Consider the following 18,561-nt stretch of genomic DNA (forward strand, 5'->3'; position numbering starts at 1 on the left):
CGACGACACAGAGGAATCCCCTCTCCCCCCCCCCCACCCCCCCCCCCCCCCCCCCCCCCCCCTCCCCCCGCCCCCCCCCCCCCCCCCCCCCCCCCCCCCCCCCCCCCCCCCACCTCGTACCGACCTCGGAGGGCTTCCGGGACGCGGTGGCCGCCGGCCTCGGGTGGGGGCTCGTCCCCGAACCGCAGGCGGAGCCGCTGCTGGAGGCCGGGGTGCTGGTACCGCTGGTGCCGGGGCGGTGGCTGGACGTACCGCTGTACTGGCAGCAGTGGAAGCTGGACTCGCCCGCGCTGGCGCTGGTCGCCCGGGTGGTCGCCGAAACGGCCATGGAGGAGCTGCGGCCGGCCTGACGGGGATGTGCCCGGCTTCGGCCGCGGGGCCGTGCGCCGGACGGCGAGCCGCGGCGGCCTGATGGGAACCCGCCCCGCTTCGGCCGCGGGGCCGTGCGCCGGACGGACGGGACGGCCCGGGTGTGGCGGTCCGTGCCGGGGCGTCTACTGGAGGGGGAGGACCGACCCCTGGAGCGCCCGGATGAGGAAGATCACGGCAGAGCTGTTCATCTCGCTCGACGGCGTCGTGGAGGCGCCCCACGAGTGGCACTTCCCCTACTTCGACGACCGGATGGGCGCGGCCGTCGACGCCGTGGTCGGATCGGCCGGCACCCTGCTCCTCGGCCGCAGGACGTACGACAGCTTCGCGGGGGCCTGGCCCGGCCGGGAAGCGGCCGGGGGAGAGGACGCCGACTTCGCCCGGCGCCTCGGCGACGCCCGGAAGATCGTCGTGTCCCGGCAGCCGCTCGACTTCGGCTGGCGCAACTCCGAGCGCCTCGACGGGGAACTCACCGAGGCCGTCACGGCGTTGAAGAACGAGCCGGGCGAGGACCCGATCGTGATGAGCGGATCCGTCTCCGTCGTCCGCCAACTGCTGGCCGCCGGGCTGCTGGACCGCCTCCAGCTGCTCGTCCACCCGGTCGTGCTGGGCAAGGGCATGCGCCTCTTCGAGGAGGGCGGTCCCGCGGTCCCGCTCGACCTGCTCTCCAGCGAAGCCTTCGGCACCGGCGTGCTCAACCTCTTCTACGCCCCCGTCGAGCGGCCCGGCAGCGCCGGCTACCGGGAAGCGAAGGCCCATCTGCCGCGCACCGGCGGATAGGGGGCGGCCGCCCGGCCCGCCCGCCGGTCGTGCATCTACGCTTGTGCCCCGTAGATCGTCGAGACGGACGACCGGTCGTGGAACGGAGCATGTGGTGCCAGCGGGCCAAACGGGGGAAGCGAACGACGGGGACCTCGTCGGCAAGGTGCTCGGAGGGCGCTACCGGGTGACCTCCGTGGTCGGCCGCGGCGGCATGGGCGTGGTCGCGCGGGCCGTCGACGAACTGCTCGCCCGCGAGGTCGCCGTCAAGGTCCTGCGGGCCTACACCGACTCCAGCGACGCCGAACTGGCCGACCTGCGCACCCGGATGGAACGCGAGGCGCAGGCCGCCGCCCGCATCCGGCACGAAGGCGTGGTCACCGTCCACGACGTGACCCACGAGCAGGGCCTGCCCGTCATCGTCATGGAACTCGTCGACGGCCCCTCCCTCGACGAGGTGGTGACGCGGCATGGTGCTCTCGACCCGTACGAGGCCGCCGCGATCGGCGCCAAGCTGATGGACGCGCTCGACGCCGCGCACCGGGCGGGCGTCCTCCACCGGGACGTGAAGCCGGGGAACGTCCTGCTGGAGCGGGGCGGCCGGGTCGTGCTCACGGACTTCGGCATCGCGACGATCGAGTCCTCCGGCGACGAGGCCCTGGCGAAGCTGACCCGCAGCGGCGAGCTGGTCGGCTCGCTCGACTACCTGCCGCCGGAGCGCGCGCAGGGCAGGGAGCCCGGCCCGGCCTCGGACATCTGGTCGCTCGGGATGACCCTCTACGCGGCGGTGGAGGGCCTGTCGCCGTTCCGCCGTACCTCGGTGTGGTCCACGCTGGCCGCGATCGTCGGCGACCCGCTGCCCGAGCCCCGGCGGGCGGGGCCGCTCGCTCCCGTGCTGCGGGAGCTGATGGCGAAGGAGCCGGAGCACCGGCCCACCGCCGAGCGGGCCCGCGCGATGCTGGAGCGGGTGGCGGCGGGCGGCGCCGCCCCCGTGCAGCCGGCCGCCCCCGCGCCGCCGGCCGCCGCCCCGCCGTCCCCGTACGCTCCCGCGCCGGTTCCGGGCTTCGGGCCCCCGCCCGCGGCCGGCCTCGGCGCCGTATCGTTTCCGCAGCCGTACGGCCCCGCCCCCCAGCCCGGCTTCCCGCCGCAGGGCCCCCCGACCGGCCAGCCCCTCACGGCCACCCGGCCCGGGTCGGCGGCCGTGGACCGGGCGCGGCGCCGCGGCCGCGCGGCGATGGCCGTCGCGGTGGTCGCCGTACTCGCCGCCGGGGGCGTCACCTACGCCGTGACCTCCGGCGGCGGCCAGGGCCGGGGGAGCGCGGCGGCGCCCACACCGGCGCCCGGCGGCTCCGCTGCGCCCGGCGGGCAGCCGGGCTCGGACTCCCCGGCCCCCTCGCCCTCCGGCTCGGCGGCCAAGGCCAAGCCGTCCGCGAGCGCCTCGAAGAAGCCGGGCACGCCGTCGCCCTCCGGGAAGTCCTCCTCGCCCGCCCCGGGCAAGCCCAGCCCCGTGCCCACGGGCTGCGCCGGCTGGACCCACCGGGACCCGACGCCGGGCACCTACGGCTACATCTCCGGCGACCACCACCTGCTGGCCGCGCCGTACCAGCAGTGCGCGAAGGGCACCCTGGTCAAGAGCGGCACGAAGCTCTGGTACCACTGCTACATCGTCAACTCGTACGGCAACCAGTGGACGTTCGTGCGCGTGGACGGCACCAACACCACCGGCTGGCTGTACAACCGCGACCTCACCCGCCAGAAGGGCTCCTCCCCGCCCTGTTAGCCGGCGCCGCACGGGCCACCGGGCGTGAGCCCGGACACCCCCGCCGGCGCCGGGCCGACGCCGCCCGCCTCCGCACCCGCCGGAAGGCGGCGGCGCGGGGACCCCGGGGGCGGGCGCGTGGCGAGCCGTCGGCGGGGCGGTGGCAGACTGGCCGCTGATCCGCCGAAGGAGAGTACGTCCGTGTCCATGTTCAGCAACCTGCGCCGTGCCGTGCGCCGCGGCTACCGGCGGGCCGTCGACCTCAGCCACCCCGCCCGCTCCCCGCTCGGCAGCGCCGTCGTCAACTGCGTGGTCTACCAGGACGGCGTGCGCCAGGACGGGTGTGCCGAGGCCGAGGAGGCGCTGCGCAGGGTCCGCAAGACCGGCCGGGGCTTCGTCTGGATCGGCCTGCACGAACCCTCGCAGCAGGAGCTCGCCGGACTCGCCGACCTCTTCGGCCTGCACCCCCTCGCCGTCGAGGACGCCGTCAACGCGCACCAGCGGCCCAAGGTGGAGCGCTACGACGAGACCCTCTTCGCCGTCTTCAAGACCGTCCGCTACGTCGAGCACGAGGAGCTGACCGCGACCAGCGAGGTGGTGGAGACCGGCGAGCTGATGGCCTTCATCGGCCAGGACTTCGTCATCACCATCCGGCACGGAGGGCGCGGCACCCTCGGCCCCGTCCGCGAGGCCCTCGAAGCCGAGCCGGAGCAGCTGGCCAAGGGGCCGGCGGCCGTGCTGCACGCCATGGCGGACCACGTGGTCGACGACTACGTGGCCGTCACGGAGGCGGTGCAGGGCGACATGGACGCCGTGGAGACGGCGGTGTTCAGCGACCACGGCGGACGCGGCGACGCGGGCCGGATCTACCAGCTCAAGCGGGAACTCCTCGAGCTGCGCCGGGCGGTGGCCCCGCTCGGCCGTCCGCTCCAGCACCTGGCGACGCAGCCGATACCGGTGATCCCGCCGGAGGTCCGCGCCTACTTCCGCGACGTCGCCGACCACCTGACCCGGGCCACCGAGCAGATCGGCGCCTACGACGGCCTCCTCGACTCCGTCCTCCAGGCCCACCTCGCGCAGGTGACGGTCGCCCAGAACGAGGACATGCGCAAGATCACGGCGTGGGCGGCCATAGTGGCCGTGCCCACCATGGTCTGCGGGGTCTACGGCATGAACTTCGACCACATGCCCGAGCTGCGCTGGACGTACGGGTACCCGCTGGTCCTCTGCGTGATGGCGGTCGCCTGCTTCCTCATCCACCGGGGATTCCGGCGCAACGGCTGGATCTGACCGGCGAGCGGGTGCGGCTCGAACCGCTGGGCCACCGGCACCACGACGGTCCCCTGCGAGGCCGTGCGCGACGGGAAACCCCGTGGGAACCCTGCGAGGGCGCTGGCGTCCCGGGTGTCCGACCGCATCGGCTGACGCAAGTCCCGCCCCTGCCGGCACACCCGTCCCGGGCGTGCTCAACTCCCCTTGAAACCAACGCGGTTGGCCTTATGTAAGGGTCCCGTGGTGGCTTGAACGCGGCGGTCGGAGGGCATAAAGCGGGCCCGGCCCCCTATCAGGCCGAGGGGCCGTCGATGCCGTCCTTAGGGGGGACTCGTGCACTACTACGTCGACGTCATCAAGCGCTACGCGGACTTCTCCGGCCGCGCGCGCCGCCAGGAATACTGGATGTTCGTCCTGTGCAGCATCCCGGTCGTGGCCGTGCTGATCGCGCTCGACTTCGCGCTCGGGAGCTACCCGGTCATCTTCTACCTCTACAACCTCGGCGTCCTCCTGCCCACCCTGGGGCTCAGCGTCCGCCGCCTCCACGACACCGGCAGGTCCGGCTGGTGGTACCTGGTCGGGCTCATCCCCTTCGTCGGCTGGATCGGGATGATCGTCCTGATGGCCATCGAGGGTGACGCCGGACCGAACCAGTACGGAGCGAACCCCAAGCAGCTCACCGCCTGACAGGCGCGACACGGCGGCGCCGCCGCCCGGCCCACGGGGCCGGCGGCGGCGCCTTTCGCGTTCCGTGACGCGTGTCTCGCCACGTCTTGCGGGAGGGGGCTGTCCGGACAGCCCCGATCACGAGATATCTTGATGTCGAGCAATGTTGCAGACGAGAGACGCAGACTGTGGAGCGGAGCATCCGGTGACTGACTCGACCATCATCTACACGCACACTGACGAGGCCCCGGCCCTCGCGACGTATTCCTTCCTGCCCGTGGTGCAGGCGTACGCGTCGACGGCCGGTGTGAATGTCGAGACCCGTGACATCTCCCTGGCCGGTCGGATCATCGCCGTCTTCCCCGAGTACCTCGAGGAGAGCCAGCGGATCGCCGACGCCCTCGCCGAGCTCGGCGAGCTGGCGAAGACCCCCGAAGCCAACATCATCAAGCTGCCGAACATCTCGGCTTCCATCCCGCAGCTCAAGGCCGCCGTCGCCGAGCTCCAGGGCCAGGGCTACGCCCTTCCGGACTACCCGGACGACCCGAAGACCGACGAGGAGCGCGAGATCCGCGCCCGCTACGACAAGGTCAAGGGCAGCGCCGTCAACCCGGTCCTGCGCGAGGGCAACTCCGACCGCCGCGCCCCCGCCTCGGTGAAGAACTACGCCAAGGCGCACCCGCACCGCATGGGCGCCTGGAGCCCCGAGTCGAAGACGAACGTCGCCACCATGGGCGAGAACGACTTCCGCTCCACCGAGAAGTCCGCCGTGATGTCCGAGGCCGGCACGCTGCGCATCGAGCACGTCGCCGCCGACGGCGCCACCACGGTCCTGCGCGAGTCGGTACCGGTCCTCGCCGGTGAGGTCGTGGACGCGTCCGTCATGCACGTCGACGCCCTGCGCACCTTCCTGAACGACCAGATCCAGCGCGCCAAGGCCGAGGACGTCCTGTTCTCCGTGCACCTCAAGGCCACGATGATGAAGGTCTCCGACCCGATCATCTTCGGCCACGTGGTCCGCGCGTTCTTCCCGAAGACCTTCGCCCGCTACGGCGAGACCCTCGCCGCCGCCGGCCTGTCCCCGAACGACGGCCTCGGCACCATCCTGAACGGCCTGGGCGCCCTCCCCGACGGCGACGCGATCAAGGCCTCCTTCGACGCCGAGATCGCCGAGGGCCCCGCCCTCGCGATGGTCGACTCCGACAAGGGCATCACCAACCTGCACGTGCCGTCCGACGTCATCGTCGACGCCTCCATGCCGGCCATGATCCGCACCTCCGGCCACATGTGGGGCCCGGACGGCGCCGAGGCCGACACCCTCGCCGTCCTCCCGGACAGCAGCTACGCGGGCGTCTACCAGGCCGTCGTCGAGGACTGCCGCGCCCACGGCGCCTTCGACCCGGCCACCATGGGCTCGGTGCCGAACGTCGGCCTGATGGCCCAGAAGGCCGAGGAGTACGGCAGCCACGACAAGACCTTCGAGATCGCCGCCGCGGGCACCGTCCGCGTCGTCGACGCCGCGGGCAACGTCGTCATCGAGCAGGAGGTCGCCGCCGGCGACATCTTCCGCGCCTGCCAGACCAAGGACCTGCCGATCCAGGACTGGGTCAAGCTCGCCGTCACCCGCGCCCGCGCCACCGGCTCCCCGGCCGTCTTCTGGCTCGACGAGACCCGCGCCCACGACGCGCAGCTGATCGCCAAGGTCAAGACGTACCTCGCGGAGCACGACACCGACGGCCTGACCATCGAGATCCTCTCCCCGGTCGAGGCCACGAAGTACTCCCTGGAGCGTATCCGCCGCGGCGAGGACACCATCTCGGTGACCGGCAACGTGCTGCGCGACTACCTGACCGACCTCTTCCCGATCCTGGAGCTGGGCACCAGCGCCAAGATGCTGTCGGTCGTCCCGCTGATGGCGGGCGGCGGCCTCTTCGAGACCGGCGCCGGCGGCTCCGCCCCGAAGCACGTCCAGCAGCTGGTCAAGGAGAACTACCTGCGCTGGGACAGCCTCGGCGAGTTCTTCGCCCTGGCCGCGAGCTTCGAGCACCTCGCCACCACCACCGGCAACGCCCGCGCCCAGGTCCTGGCCGACACCCTGGACCGCGCCACCGGCACCTTCCTCAACGAGGACAAGTCGCCGACCCGTCGCCTCGGCGGCATCGACAACCGCGGCAGCCACTTCTACCTCGCCCTGTACTGGGCGCAGGAGCTGTCGCGCCAGATCGACGACCCGAAGCTGGCCGCCGCCTTCGAGCCGCTCGCCAAGACGCTGGCCGAGCAGGAGCGGACCATCGTCTCCGAGCTCATCGCGGTGCAGGGCTCCCCGGCCGACATCGGCGGCTACTACCAGCCCGACCCGGTCAAGGCGGCCGAGGTGATGCGTCCCTCCGCGACGCTGAACCAGGCGCTCGCCCTCCTGGGCTGACGCCCGCAGCAGCAGGCGGTACGCGTTCCGCCCCGGCCGGCCCCGTGCCCGGCCGGGGCGGACCCGTGTCCGGGCCCGGGCGCGGGGCCCGCTGCCCGGCAGCGCGGGTCAGAGCCGGTGCACCCGGCCCTGGCCCACGGCGAGGGGATGCCGGCCGGCGGCCAGGATGCGCAGCCCGGGCGCGGCGGCGAGCAGCTCCCGCAGCCAGGTCAGCGCCTCCGGGCCGAGCCGGTCACTGCCGTCCAGGACCAGCAGCACGTCCCGCTCCGCCAGCCAGGAGGCCGCATTGGCCGTCCCGCACGGCAGGAAGGGCATCCCCGGTACGCAGCCCAGCGCGGCCACGAGGCCGCGTACGCCGCCGTCCGGGCTGACCGTGACCACCGCGGCGCCGTCGCAGAAGTTGGACGAGAGCCGCCGGGCGACGTCCCGCACCAGCAGGCTCCGCGCCTCGTGGAAACGGCCCGTCACCGTCATCACCCGGCCCCGCCGCACGGCGGTGAGCAGCCGGGAGAGCTCGGTGGAGGTGGCCGGGAGCGTTCCGGTCGCTCCGCCCGGTGGCGCAGGCCTGGAGTCGCCCATCATCACGATGCCCCCCGTCGCATGCGTGACCCGGTGCGGCGCGAGGGTGGTTTCGCGCCGCGTGAAGATGATTATCCGTCAATTCTGTGGCGCGGCCAGGGGAACGTCGTATTCCGTCGCCGGGGCCGGGGATCCCGGCCCCCGTCGCCGCGCCCGGCTCCCGGTGAACGGTTGTTCGTGCGGCGGTAATCCGCTCTACTGCTGAACAGCCCCGGCGGCGGGGCGTGTCCAGGGGAGGGATCCAGATGACAGGGCACCCGTACGGACCCCCGTCCCACCGGCCCCGCTCGGGTCCGCCCGGGCGCCGGCTCGCCCTGCTGGTCACCGCCTTCCTGCTCGCCGGCGTCTGCGCCGCGGCCGGCGTCGCCTGGAACCCCTTCACGGCCGCGGCCGGCCAGGACGCCGCCCGGCCCGCCCCCGACGGGCCCTCCTCCACCGGACCCGCCGCCATGCCCTCCGCCACCGGCCCGGACGCGGAGCACGAGGACCGGACACCGCCGCCCGCGGGGACCACGGCCCCGAGCGCGACCGCCGGCGCGGCCCGTCCGCCCGGGGCCCTGCCCTTCGACCTGCCCGCGCCCGCCGCGCTGCGCTCCGCCGCCGGCGGCCGCAAGCTGGTGTTCGCCCACTACTTCACCCCGTACCCGCTCTCCCTGGACAACGCGAGCGCCGAAACCGACTACTACACCCGTCACTACCTCGACCCCCGGGGCGAGAACGGCAAGCACCAGCGGTACGGCGGCCTGCTCCGCGACCGCCCGCTGCCCGTCCCGCCGAAGGACGGCGACTGGGAGTACGCCAACCTCCAGCAGGAGGTCCGCACCGCCCGGAACGCGGGCATCGACGGCTTCACCCTCGACCTGCTCTCCCTCTCCGGGAAGAACTGGGAGCGCGCGGGCCTGCTGATGCGGGCCGCCCACGCGGTCGACCCCGCCTTCAAGGTCATGCTGATGCCGGACATGACCTCCCTGGACACCGACGACCCCGCCGTGATCGCCGAGGCCCTGGCCGCCCTGGGCGGACACCCGGCCGCGCACCGGCTCGACGACGGCCGGCTCGTCGTCTCGCCGTTCAAGGCCGAGCAGAAGAGCGCCGACTGGTGGCGCCGCGTCCTGGACCGGCTGAGGTCGGGGCACGGGATCCGCACCGCCTTCGTCCCCCTCTTCCTCGACTTCGGCCCGCACCACGAAGCCTTCGCACCCCTCAGCCACGGGTTCTCCGAGTGGGGCAGCCGCAGCTACGCGGGCCAGGAGGGCACCGCCGCCGACGTCCGGCGGGCGCACGGCCAGGGCAAGATCTGGATGCAGCCCGTCTCCGTGCAGGACGCCCGCCCGAACCAGGGCGTCTACGACGAGGCGGGCAACACGGCCACCCTGCGCGCCACATGGACCCACGCCATCGAGGACGGCGCCGACTGGGTCCAGCTGACCACCTGGAACGACTACTCCGAGGGCAGCCAGTTCGCCCCGTCCCGGAACAACGGCCACGCGTACCTGGACCTCACCTCCTACTACCTGACCCGCTTCAAGACCGGCGGCTGGCCCCCGATCGTCCGGGACACCCTCTACCTCACCGGCCGCACCCAGTTCGCGGCCGCCGACCCGACCGGCGACCAGTCGCTGGTGATGTCCCTGCGCAAGGGCAGCGCCGCCTCCCGGGACACGGTGGAGGTGCTCAGCTTCCTGACGGAGCCCGCGACCGTCCGCAGCGTCGTCGGCTCCGCGGCGCGGGAGCACCGGGCCCCGGCCGGCGTCCACGCCGAGCTGCTGCCGCTGCGTCCCGGCACCAGCGCGGCGGAGGTGGCCCGTGCCGGCAAGGCCGCCGTACGGGTGGAACTGCCGTACCCCGTGGACCACGAGGTACCGGTGCAGGACCTCCAGTACTACGCGGCGACCAGCGGCCGCCCGGGGTGACCGGACGCCGGGCCGGGGACCGCGCACGGCCGGGGGACCGAACCGCGGCCGGGCAGGCCAATTCGGCCCAGGCGGCCCTTCCGCCCCCCGCGCGCGAGCCCGCATGCTCCGGGTGCGGGCCACGGAGCCCGCACCCGACACGTCCCGTCCGGAGGTACCCGTGCCCGCGCCGTCCGCCCCCTCCGCCCCGCCCGCCTTCCCCGGCGGCCCCGGCCTCTTCCGGCTGGACCCCGCCGTCGCCCACCTCAACCACGGCTCCTACGGAGCGGTCGCGCTGCCCGTCCTCGAGGCGCAGGAGGCCCTGCGGACCGAGGCCCACGCCGACCCCGACGCCTTCTTCCACGGCCTCCCCGACCGGCTGGCCGGCGCCCGCGCGCGGATCGCGGCCCGGCTGGGCACCGACCCCGACGGCCTCGCGTTCGTCTCCAACGCCACCGAGGGCGCCAACCTGGCGTTCGAAGCCATCCCCCTGGCCGACGGCGACGAGGTCCTCGCCACCGACCACGGCTACACCACCGTCACCGCGGCCGCCGCCCGCCGAGCCCGCGTGACCACCGTCGCCCTGGACCCGCACCTGCCCGACGAGGACGCCGTACGCGAGACCGTGCTGGCCGCGCTCACGCCCCGCACCAAGGTGGCCCTGCTCGACCACGTCAGCTCGCCCACCGCCCGCCTCATCGCCGGACCCCGGCTCCTCGCCGAGCTCTCCGCCCGCGGCATCACCACCGTCGTCGACGGCGCCCACACCCCGGGCATGCTGGCCGTGCCCGTCCCCGCCGGCGCCGACTTCTGGTTCGGGAACCTCCACAAGTGGGGGTACGCGCCCTCCGGCACCGCCCTCCTCGCCGTGGCCCCCGCCCACCGGGCCCGGGTCCGCTCCTTCTCCCCGTCTTGGCAGGACCACCACGGCTTCCCGCGCTCCGTCGAGTACCGGGCGACCGCCGACTACACCGGCTGGCTGGCCGCCCCCGAGGGCCTCGACCTCATCGAGCGGCTCGGCGCCGACCGGGTCCGCGCCCACAACAGCGCCCTCGCCGCCTACGGGGCGGAGCTGCTGGCCGGGGTCCCCGGCCTGACCCCGCTCCCGCACACCCCGGGCGTGGCCATGCGCTCGCTGCTGCTGCCGCCCGGCACCGCCGAGACCCAGGACGCCGCCGCGGCCATGCGCGAGGAACTCGCGGCGAAGCTCCGTATCCGCGTGCTGGTCTGGGCACGGCCGGGCGGCGGCGGCATCCGGGTCTGCGGGCAGCTCTACAACCGGGCCGAGGAGTACGAGCGCCTCGCCGCGGCCCTGCCCGGCTTCCTCAGGGGCGCCTGAGCAGGTAGGTGTCCATGATCCAGCCCTTGCGGGCCCGGGCCTCGGTCCGCAGCTCCTCGATGCGGCCCGCGACCTCGGCCAGCTTGCCCTGGACCAGGATCTCGTCCGGCGTGCCGACGTAGGCACCCCAGTAGATGTAGAGGTCCTGGTCCAGGTGGGCGGTGAAGGCGTGCCGGGCGTCCAGCATCACCACCACGTCGTCGACGTCCTGCGGCCAGCCCTCCGCGAGCCGGCGGCCGGTGGTGATCTGGACCGGCCGCCCGACCCGGTTCAGATTGGTCCGGTGCCTGGCCAGCAGCGCCGACACGCTGCTGATGCCGGGCACCACCTCGTGCTCGAAGGCCACCCGGCCGTGCTCCAGCACCTCGTCGAGGATCGCCAGCGTGGAGTCGTACAGCGAGGGGTCGCCCCACACCAGGAAGGCGCCCGTCTCGCCCTCCGCCAGATCCTCCGCGATGAACCGCTCGAAGATCTCGGCCCGCGCGCTGCGCCAGCCGTCCACCGTCGGGGTGTAGTCGGCCGGGGTGCGGTCCCGGTCCGGATCGCGGCCCTCCACGAGCCGGTGGCCGGGACGGGCGTGCGCGTCGAGCATCGCCCGCCGCAGACCGGTCAGGTCCGACTTCTCCTCCCCCTTCTCCAGGATGAGGAATGCGTCCGCCGCGCCGATCGCCCGGACCGCCTGGAGGGTCAGGTGGTCAGGGTCGCCCGCGCCTATGCCGATGACTGAGAACTTCTTCACCGGGCTATTGTGCCCATCATGCGCGCCGCCCTGTTCGTCACCTGCGTCAACGACGCGCTGTACCCGCGGACCGGCATCGCCGTCGTACGGCTGCTGGAGCGCCTCGGCGTCGAAGTGGACTTCCCCGCCGCCCAGAGCTGCTGCGGCCAGCCCCAGTACAACACCGGCTACCGCCACGAGGCGGAGCCGCTGCTGCGCCGCACCGCCGAGGCCTTCTCCGGCCACGACCACGTGGTCACCCCCTCCGGCTCCTGCGCCGCGATGATCCGCGAGCACTACCCCCGCATCGGCCGCAAGGCCGTCGAGGAGGGGCGGGGGAGCGCGCTGGCGGAGCTCGCGGAAGGTCTCGTACCGCGCGTCCACGAGCTGACCGAGTTCCTCGTGGACGTCCTCGGGGTCACCGACGTCGGCGCGTACTTCCCGCACACCGTCACCTACCACCCCTCCTGCCACGGCCTGCGCTCCCTCGGCCTCGGCGAACGCCCCCGGCGGCTGCTGGCCGCCGTCAAGGGCCTCGAACTGGTCGAGCTGCCCGGTGCCGAGGAGTGCTGCGGCTTCGGCGGCACCTTCGCCGTGAAGAACCCGGACGTGTCCGCCGCGATGGGCGCCGACAAGACCGCGGCCGCCCGGGCCACCGGCGCCGAGGTGCTGTGCGGGGCCGACAACTCCTGCCTCGCCCACCTCGGCGGCATCCTCCACCGCGCCGGGGACCCCATGCGCACCCTGCACCTCGCCGAGATCCTGGCCGCCACGGAGGAGGACCCCCTGCCATGACCGGTACGCACCTCGGCATGCCCGCCTTCCCGCCGTTCCCCGCCGCCGCCCGCGAGGCCGTACGGGACGGCGTACTGCGCGCCAACCTCCGGCACGCCACCCACACCATCCGGGACAAACGGGCCCGCGCGGTCGCCGAACTCGCCGACTGGGACCGTCTGCGGGCCGCGGGCAAGGCCCTCAAGGACCACACCCTGCGCCACCTCGACCGCTACCTGCTCCAGCTGGAGACCGCCGTCACCGCGGCCGGCGGCACCGTGCACTGGGCCGTCGACGCCGACGAGGCCAACCGGATCGTCATCGGCCTGGTCCGCGCCACCGGGGAGCGGGAGGTGGTCAAGGTCAAGTCCATGGCCACCCAGGAGACCGGCCTCAACGAAGCCCTGGAAGCCGCCGGGATCGCCGCCTACGAGACCGACCTGGCCGAGCTCATCGTCCAGCTGGCCCACGACCGGCCCTCGCACATCCTGGTCCCCGCCATCCACCGCAACCGCGGCGAGATCCGCGACGTCTTCCGCTCCGAGATGGCCGACTGGGGCCGGCCGGCACCCGAGGGACTCGGCGACGACCCGCGCGAACTCGCCGAAGCCGCCCGCCTCCACCTGCGCGAGAAGTTCCTGCGCGCCAAAGTGGCCGTCTCCGGCGCCAACTTCATGGTCGCCGAGACCGGCACCATGGTCGTCCTCGAATCCGAGGGCAACGGCCGCATGTGCCTGACCCTGCCCGACACCCTCATCTCGGTCGTCGGCATCGAGAAGGTCGTCCCCACCTTCCGCGACCTGGAGGTCTTCCTCCAGACCCTGCCGCGTTCGTCCACCGCCGAACGGATGAACCCGTACACCACCATGTGGACCGGACTGGGGCCGTCGAAGGGGGCCGACGGCGACGGCCCCTCCGCCTTCCACCTCGTCCTCCTCGACAACGGCCGCACCGACACCCTCGCCGACGAGACCGGCCGCCAGGTCCTGCGCTGCATCCGCTGCTCCGCCTGCCTGAACGTCTGCCCCGTCTACGAACGCGCCGGAGGACACGCCTACGGCTCCGTGTACCCCGGCCCCATCGGTGCCGTCCTCAGCCCCCAACTCCGCGGCACCGGCAGCGCGATCGACGCCAGCCTGCCCTACGCCTCCACCCTGTGCGGGGCCTGCTACGAGGTCTGCCCCGTCGCCATCGACATCCCCGAGGTCCTCGTCCACCTCCGCGAACGCGTGGTCCAGGGCGGACCCGTGACCCGCGAGGGCGTCCGCGTACGGATCCGGCCCGCGCACGGCCACACCGCCGAACGGGCCGCCATGCGCGCCGCCCGGCTCCTCCTCGACCGCCCCGGCGCGCTGCGGGCCGGGGAGCGGCTGCTGTCCCGCGCCCGCCGGCTGCGCCCGCGCCGGCTGCCGGGGCCGGGCCGCGCCTGGACCGACACCCGTGAACTGCCCGAGATCCCGGCGGAATCCTTCCGCGACTGGTGGACCCGCGAACGGGGGAGCCGACCGTGAGCAGCAAGGACCGCATCCTGGCCCGCATCCGCAGGGCCGCCTCCGGCCCGGACCCCGCCGTCCCCCGCGACTACCTCCGCGTCCACGGCATCCGCACCCCGGCCGAGAGCGCCGACCTGCTCGCCGCCCACCTCACCGAGTACCGGGCGAGGGTCCACCGCACCGACGAGGACGGCCTCCCGCCGCTGCTCGCGCGGCTGCTCGCCCTGCGCGGCTCCCGCACGGTCCTGGTCCCGCCCGCCCTGCCCCCGCACTGGCTGTCCGCCGCGGACCCGGCCCTCGTCCACGACCGCGCGGACTTCACCCCGTACGACCTGGACCGCGTCGACAGCGTGGTCACCGGCTGCGCCCTGGCCGTCGCCGAGACCGGCACCCTCGTCCTCGACGGCGGTCCCGACCAGGGCCGGCGGCGCATCACCCTCATCCCGGACCACCACATCTGCGTGGTCCGCGTCCCCGGCCAGGTCGTGGACTCCGTCCCGCAGGCCCTCGAACGCCTCGACCCCGCCCGCCCGCTGACCTGGATCTCCGGACCCTCGGCCACCAGCGACATCGAACTGGACCGGGTGGAAGGCGTGCACGGCCCCCGCACCCTGGAAGTCGTCCTCCTCGGCGCACAATAGGCCCATGCCATCCCACATCGCCCTGACCGCCCTCGTCGTCCACGACTACGACGAGGCCATCGACTTCTACACCCGCGCCCTCGGCTTCGAACTCGCCGAGGACACCCCCCGGCCGGACGGCTCCCGCTGGGTCGTGGTCCGCCCGCCGGGCGCCAAGGAGTCCGCCCTGCTGCTGGCCCGCGCCAAGGACGGGGCCCAGCGCTCCCGCGTCGGCGACCAGACCGGCGGCCGCGTCGGCTTCTTCCTCCACACCGCCGACTTCGCGGCCGACCACGCCCGGATGACGGCGGAGGGCGTCCGCTTCCTGGAGGAGCCGCGCCACGAGCCGTACGGCTCCGTCGCCGTGTTCGAGGACCTCTACGGCAACCGCTGGGACCTGCTCCAGCCCGCCTAAGCGGCACCAGGCGGCCCGGTCAGCCGGGGTGCCTCGGCCGCCGCGTCGATCCGCTCCCCGGCCTCCACCCGCCCCGCCAGCGCCCGGGCCCACCCGACCAGCCCCGCCACGTCGATCCCGTACGCCTCCCCGTACCCGGCCAGGGCGCCGGCCCCGCGCCGCAGCAGCCGCGCCCCGCCGACGGCGTTCCCCCGCGCGGCGTGCGTCAGCCCCACCGCCAGCTGCGCCAGCCCCCGCCACAGGGCCTCTTCCGCCCCGGGACGGGACTTCCACGCGTCCTCGAACACCTCGTGCGCGTGGAAGGGCATCCCGCCGTCCAGCAGCCGCTGCGCCTCCGCCACCGTCGCGGCCGGCGTGCGCACCACCCCTTCGGGCTGCCGCTCCACCCCCTCGGCCCCGTACGGCAGCGGCCGCCCCAACCCGTCCCGCGGCCGCGCGCTGCGCGCCCGCCCCTCACCGTCCCGGTCCCGTTCCCGTTCGCTCACCGAACCATCCTGCCCGCCGCCGATCACCCGTGCACACACACCCCTCGGCGTGGGGTAATGTTCTGCATGTGCCCGGCACGAGGGGAAACCCCAGGTGAAGGGCGCAAAGCGGTAACGGGACGTGGCGCAGCTTGGTAGCGCACTTGACTGGGGGTCAAGGGGTCGCAGGTTCAAATCCTGTCGTCCCGACTGTGCTTTACGCACGTCGGAGGTCGTTCTCTCATTTATGAGAGGGCGGCCTTTCGTGCGTCCGGGGCCGCTCGCGCGGACGGTTACGGCGCCGCCGCCCGGGCGGGGCCGCTCCGGCACGGTGGTGCCCGCGGTCCCGCCCGGGCGTCGGGTCAGGACGGGTCGCCGTACTGGAGGCCGCGTCCGTTGGTGCCGACGTACACGCGGCCGAAGACGTCGGGGTCGCCGGTGATGACGCCGGTGCCGCCGATGCCGCCCCACTGGTGGGCGTCGTCGTTGACACGGAGCCAGGTGGCGCCCTTATCGGTGGAGCGGAAGACTCCGGTGACGTCCTTGACGGTGCCGATCAGGTACAGGGCCTGGTAGGAGGTGCCCGGTGCCGCCTTGCCGAAGCCGAGGGCGGAGGCGGACTTCACCGGGGCGAGCCTGGTGAAGGTGCGGCCACCGTCGGTGGAGTGCAGGAGCCCCTGGCCGCCGCCGGAGATCCAGAGGTCCCCCTCGACCCCGGGAACGGCCTTGAGCCGGCCGTCGGCGGGCAGGTTGGCGGCGCGGGCGCGGAAGGTCGCCCCGCCGTCGGTGCTGGCGTACAGCGTGCCGCCGGCCAGTGCGTAGAACGTCCTGGCCGAGGAGCGGTCGGCGACGACGACGGCGCCGGTGCCCAGGCCGTGGACCTTCGACCAGCTCGCTCCCTTGTCGGTCGAGCGGTACGGGGCCTGGCCGGCCTGCGTCCAGACGATGGCCGAGCCGTCGGCGGAGAGCGCCACCCGGCCGCTGTCGGCGCCGGCCACCGGTTCGGACGCGAAGCCGTTCCAGCTGCGCCCGCCGTCGGTGGAGTAGGCGCCGTCCTGCGTACCGCCACGGCCGACGCGGACCATGATCGAAGGGTTGGACTGCGCGAAGTCGATGGAGGTGCTGTTGGTCATCATCGGGTTCTTCAGCCGCCCGGCGGGCACCTCGGTCAGGGAGTCGTGGCGGAATCCGCCCAGGTCGCCCATGGCCGTGATGACCTGGGCGCCGCCGGGCGGGGCGATCGCGTCCAGCAGTGCGGTCTCCTCCAGCCCGCGGGCCCCCACGCTCCAGTGGCTGGTGGCGCCGCTGTCGGAGGCGTTGGCGTCCTTGCTGCGCAGGATGCCGCTCCCGGTGCCGTACAGCACGTGCCCGGAGTCGAAGGGATCGATGGCCAGGGCGGTCATCCAGTGCCCGGTCCCGGTACCCACGTACGGAGCGGCGGAGGCGTCCCGCACCGACTTGTCGGCCAGGGCCTTCCATGTCGTGCCGCCGTCGGTGGTCCGGTAGACCTCGTCCTCCGGCCACCAGCGGTCGAGGGTCGTGACCATCACCGTGGAGGGCTTGCGCGGGTCGACGGCCAGACCGGAGAACCCGTAGTTGCCCTGGGAGGGGGAGACGTTCTTCCACGCCCCGCCGGCCGGCGTGTGCTTCCACACCGAGCCCCCCGTCACGCCGTTGGGGCCGAGGGCGTTGGTGTACGTCAGGTACAGCGAGCCGTCACCGGAGAGCACGCCGTGCTGCGGCATCTGGCCGGCCGGCTGCCCGGGGACCGCCTGCCAGGTGCTGCCGCCGTCGGTGGAGCGGTAGAGGGAGGTGGACGTGTCGGCGACGCCGGCGTAGACCGTCTTGCTGCCGGCCGGGCCGTACGTCACGAAGGAGACGCCCGTGCCGTTCTTGACGGGGAACGAGGAGACCTGGCTCCATGTCGCGCCGTGGTCGGTGCTGCGCCACAGGCCGTTCTTGCGTGTGCCCAGCAGCAGGGTGCCGTTGTCCGAGGGATCGACGGCCAGCCGCTCGCCCGCCCCGCGGCCGTCCTCGTTGCCGCCCAGCTTGAAGGGCAGGTCGGTGCGCCGGAAGGTGCGGCCGCGGTCCTCGGAGCGCAGGATCGCTCCGTTGCCCGCCCAGTCGTTGGTGTAGGTGCCGGCGGCGAGGTAGAGCCGGTTGGGGTCGACCGGATCGGTGGCCAGCGCGTCGATGCCCAGCAGGTTCCAGTCCTTCTCGCCGATCCAGTCGGTGAGCGGGATCCACTGCTCGGCCCCGGTGTCCCAGCGGTAGGCGCCGCCCATGTCGGTCCGCGCGTACAGCAGGCCCTTCTCCCGCGGGTTGAACACCAGGCCGGTGACGTAGCCGCCGCCCACCACCTGGGCGTTCCGCCACGTGTACGGGCCGGATCCGGGCGCCTTGGTCCCGGCCGTCTTCACCAGCTTCCACTGCTGGTTGGTGCCGCCGTGGGCGCGGTACTGGACGACTGCCGCGCCGTCGGCCGAGGAACCGCCGGCGACGTCCAGGACCTGGCCGCTCCTGCGGGAGGTGAGGACGACGGCGTCGGAACCGCTCACGTCGTCGATCCGCCATTCCTGGGAGGTGGAGGAACCGTCGGGCTGCTGCTCGGCGGCGGCCGCCTGGGAGGTCGAGTCGCCGGCTATGCCCAGCACTTTGCCGCTGTTGCGGTTCACCAGCTCGTAGTATCCGTCACCGGTGGGGCGCAGCTTCCACTGCTGGTTGGCGGTGTCCTGGTCGGTCCACTGCTGGATGCGGGTGCCGTCGGCGGTGGAGAAGGCGTTGACGTCCAGCGCCTTGCCGCTGCGTACGGAGACCAGCCGGTAGTAGGCATTGCCGTCGACCGTCGCGGCCTGCGAGTCGTCCTGCACGTACAGGAGGTACGGCACGAGGACGGCGGGCACACCGAGCAGCACTCCGGTCCCGATCCGGCGACGGCGGTGACGTCCGCGGCGCTCGCCGCTATTGGGGTTCTTCATGGGGAGTTGTTCTCCTTGCGTATCACTGTGGATCGGGGC

The 18,561-nt window shown here is 73.7% G+C and carries 16 protein-coding genes and 1 tRNA gene; 13 read left to right on the forward strand and 4 right to left on the reverse strand.

The window, feature by feature from the left end; translation table 11 throughout:
- From ACZ4WZ_RS02545 to ACZ4WZ_RS02570, 6 genes are all read left to right on the forward strand, one after another.
- On the forward strand, positions 1-350 hold a 350-nt coding region (locus tag ACZ4WZ_RS02545; RefSeq protein WP_467884261.1), incomplete at its 5' end, for a LysR substrate-binding domain-containing protein.
- Between the two features lie 181 nt (positions 351-531).
- Positions 532-1,149 carry a dihydrofolate reductase family protein gene (locus ACZ4WZ_RS02550; RefSeq protein ID WP_467884264.1) on the forward strand — a complete coding sequence of 206 codons (618 nt, stop codon included), beginning with the start codon at positions 532-534 and terminating at the stop codon, positions 1,147-1,149.
- 94 nt (positions 1,150-1,243) lie between these two features.
- Entirely contained in the window at positions 1,244-2,908 is a 1,665-nt protein-coding gene (locus ACZ4WZ_RS02555) for a serine/threonine-protein kinase (RefSeq protein ID WP_467884266.1), read from the forward strand.
- Between the two features lie 186 nt (positions 2,909-3,094).
- Entirely contained in the window at positions 3,095-4,177 is a 1,083-nt protein-coding gene (gene corA, locus ACZ4WZ_RS02560) for a magnesium/cobalt transporter CorA (RefSeq protein ID WP_467884938.1), read from the forward strand.
- A 315-nt stretch (positions 4,178-4,492) separates the two neighbouring features.
- Positions 4,493-4,846, forward strand: a complete 354-nt coding sequence (locus ACZ4WZ_RS02565) for a DUF805 domain-containing protein (protein WP_467884268.1) — start codon at positions 4,493-4,495, stop codon at positions 4,844-4,846.
- 184 nt (positions 4,847-5,030) lie between these two features.
- Positions 5,031-7,250: an NADP-dependent isocitrate dehydrogenase gene (locus ACZ4WZ_RS02570; protein ID WP_467884269.1), complete on the forward strand. Its 2,220-nt coding sequence runs from the start codon at positions 5,031-5,033 to the stop codon at positions 7,248-7,250.
- A gap of 108 nt (positions 7,251-7,358) precedes the next feature.
- Here ACZ4WZ_RS02570 and ACZ4WZ_RS02575 read toward each other — a convergent pair whose 3' ends face one another.
- A complete protein-coding gene (locus ACZ4WZ_RS02575) occupies positions 7,359-7,829 on the reverse strand; it encodes a hypothetical protein (protein WP_467884272.1) in 471 nt (156 codons plus the stop codon).
- 245 nt (positions 7,830-8,074) lie between these two features.
- Between ACZ4WZ_RS02575 and ACZ4WZ_RS02580 the strand changes: the two genes are divergently transcribed.
- On the forward strand, positions 8,075-9,742 hold the full coding sequence (locus tag ACZ4WZ_RS02580; protein ID WP_467884274.1) for a glycoside hydrolase family 71 protein: 1,668 nt from the start codon (positions 8,075-8,077) through the stop codon (positions 9,740-9,742).
- A 160-nt stretch (positions 9,743-9,902) separates the two neighbouring features.
- Positions 9,903-11,060: an aminotransferase class V-fold PLP-dependent enzyme gene (locus ACZ4WZ_RS02585; protein WP_467884276.1), complete on the forward strand. Its 1,158-nt coding sequence runs from the start codon at positions 9,903-9,905 to the stop codon at positions 11,058-11,060.
- Here the strand turns inward: ACZ4WZ_RS02585 and cobF are convergent.
- Positions 11,047-11,799 carry a precorrin-6A synthase (deacetylating) gene (gene cobF, locus ACZ4WZ_RS02590; RefSeq protein WP_467884278.1) on the reverse strand — a complete coding sequence of 251 codons (753 nt, stop codon included), beginning with the start codon at positions 11,797-11,799 and terminating at the stop codon, positions 11,047-11,049. The two genes, ACZ4WZ_RS02585 and cobF, sit on opposite strands and share 14 nt — an antisense overlap.
- A gap of 18 nt (positions 11,800-11,817) precedes the next feature.
- On the opposite strand from cobF, the gene ACZ4WZ_RS02595 reads away from it, so the two are divergent.
- The 4 genes from ACZ4WZ_RS02595 to ACZ4WZ_RS02610 are packed head-to-tail and all read left to right on the forward strand — an operon-like array spanning position 11,818 to position 15,080.
- Positions 11,818-12,573: a (Fe-S)-binding protein gene (locus tag ACZ4WZ_RS02595; RefSeq protein ID WP_467884280.1), complete on the forward strand. Its 756-nt coding sequence runs from the start codon at positions 11,818-11,820 to the stop codon at positions 12,571-12,573.
- The gene (locus ACZ4WZ_RS02600) at positions 12,570-14,063 is read left to right on the forward strand and encodes a lactate utilization protein B (protein ID WP_467884282.1); all 1,494 of its coding nucleotides are present in this window, start codon (positions 12,570-12,572) and stop codon (positions 14,061-14,063) included. The genes ACZ4WZ_RS02595 and ACZ4WZ_RS02600 overlap by 4 nt, the downstream gene beginning before the upstream one ends.
- Positions 14,060-14,686, forward strand: a complete 627-nt coding sequence (locus ACZ4WZ_RS02605) for a LutC/YkgG family protein (protein WP_467884285.1) — start codon at positions 14,060-14,062, stop codon at positions 14,684-14,686. The genes ACZ4WZ_RS02600 and ACZ4WZ_RS02605 overlap by 4 nt, the downstream gene beginning before the upstream one ends.
- Positions 14,687-14,690: 4 nt before the next feature.
- The gene (locus ACZ4WZ_RS02610) at positions 14,691-15,080 is read left to right on the forward strand and encodes a VOC family protein (RefSeq protein ID WP_467884287.1); all 390 of its coding nucleotides are present in this window, start codon (positions 14,691-14,693) and stop codon (positions 15,078-15,080) included.
- On the opposite strand, the gene ACZ4WZ_RS02615 is transcribed toward ACZ4WZ_RS02610, so the two are convergent.
- Positions 15,077-15,565, reverse strand: a complete 489-nt coding sequence (locus ACZ4WZ_RS02615) for a DUF309 domain-containing protein (RefSeq protein ID WP_467884289.1) — start codon at positions 15,563-15,565, stop codon at positions 15,077-15,079. The genes ACZ4WZ_RS02610 and ACZ4WZ_RS02615 overlap by 4 nt on opposite strands.
- 115 nt (positions 15,566-15,680) lie before the next feature.
- On the opposite strand from ACZ4WZ_RS02615, the gene ACZ4WZ_RS02620 reads away from it, so the two are divergent.
- Positions 15,681-15,754: transfer RNA gene (locus tag ACZ4WZ_RS02620), tRNA-Pro, on the forward strand.
- A 152-nt stretch (positions 15,755-15,906) separates the two neighbouring features.
- Here ACZ4WZ_RS02620 and ACZ4WZ_RS02625 read toward each other — a convergent pair.
- Positions 15,907-18,522, reverse strand: coding sequence for an RICIN domain-containing protein (locus ACZ4WZ_RS02625; RefSeq protein ID WP_467884291.1), 2,616 nt, complete (start codon positions 18,520-18,522; stop codon positions 15,907-15,909).
- Between the last annotated feature and the right edge of the window lie 39 nt (positions 18,523-18,561).

Source organism: Streptomyces sp. NPDC029122 (assembly GCF_055569445.1).

Coding starts and splice junctions, on each gene's coding strand:
- ACZ4WZ_RS02550 (WP_467884264.1), top strand. CDS start 532: ATGAGGAAGATCACGGCAGAGCTGTTCATCTCGCTCGACGGCGTCGTG.
- corA (WP_467884938.1), top strand. CDS start 3,095: ATGTTCAGCAACCTGCGCCGTGCCGTGCGCCGCGGCTACCGGCGGGCC.
- ACZ4WZ_RS02575 (WP_467884272.1), bottom strand. CDS start 7,829: ATGGGCGACTCCAGGCCTGCGCCACCGGGCGGAGCGACCGGAACGCTC.
- ACZ4WZ_RS02580 (WP_467884274.1), top strand. CDS start 8,075: ATGACAGGGCACCCGTACGGACCCCCGTCCCACCGGCCCCGCTCGGGT.
- ACZ4WZ_RS02595 (WP_467884280.1), top strand. CDS start 11,818: ATGCGCGCCGCCCTGTTCGTCACCTGCGTCAACGACGCGCTGTACCCG.
- ACZ4WZ_RS02600 (WP_467884282.1), top strand. CDS start 12,570: ATGACCGGTACGCACCTCGGCATGCCCGCCTTCCCGCCGTTCCCCGCC.
- ACZ4WZ_RS02610 (WP_467884287.1), top strand. CDS start 14,691: ATGCCATCCCACATCGCCCTGACCGCCCTCGTCGTCCACGACTACGAC.
- ACZ4WZ_RS02625 (WP_467884291.1), bottom strand. CDS start 18,522: ATGAAGAACCCCAATAGCGGCGAGCGCCGCGGACGTCACCGCCGTCGC.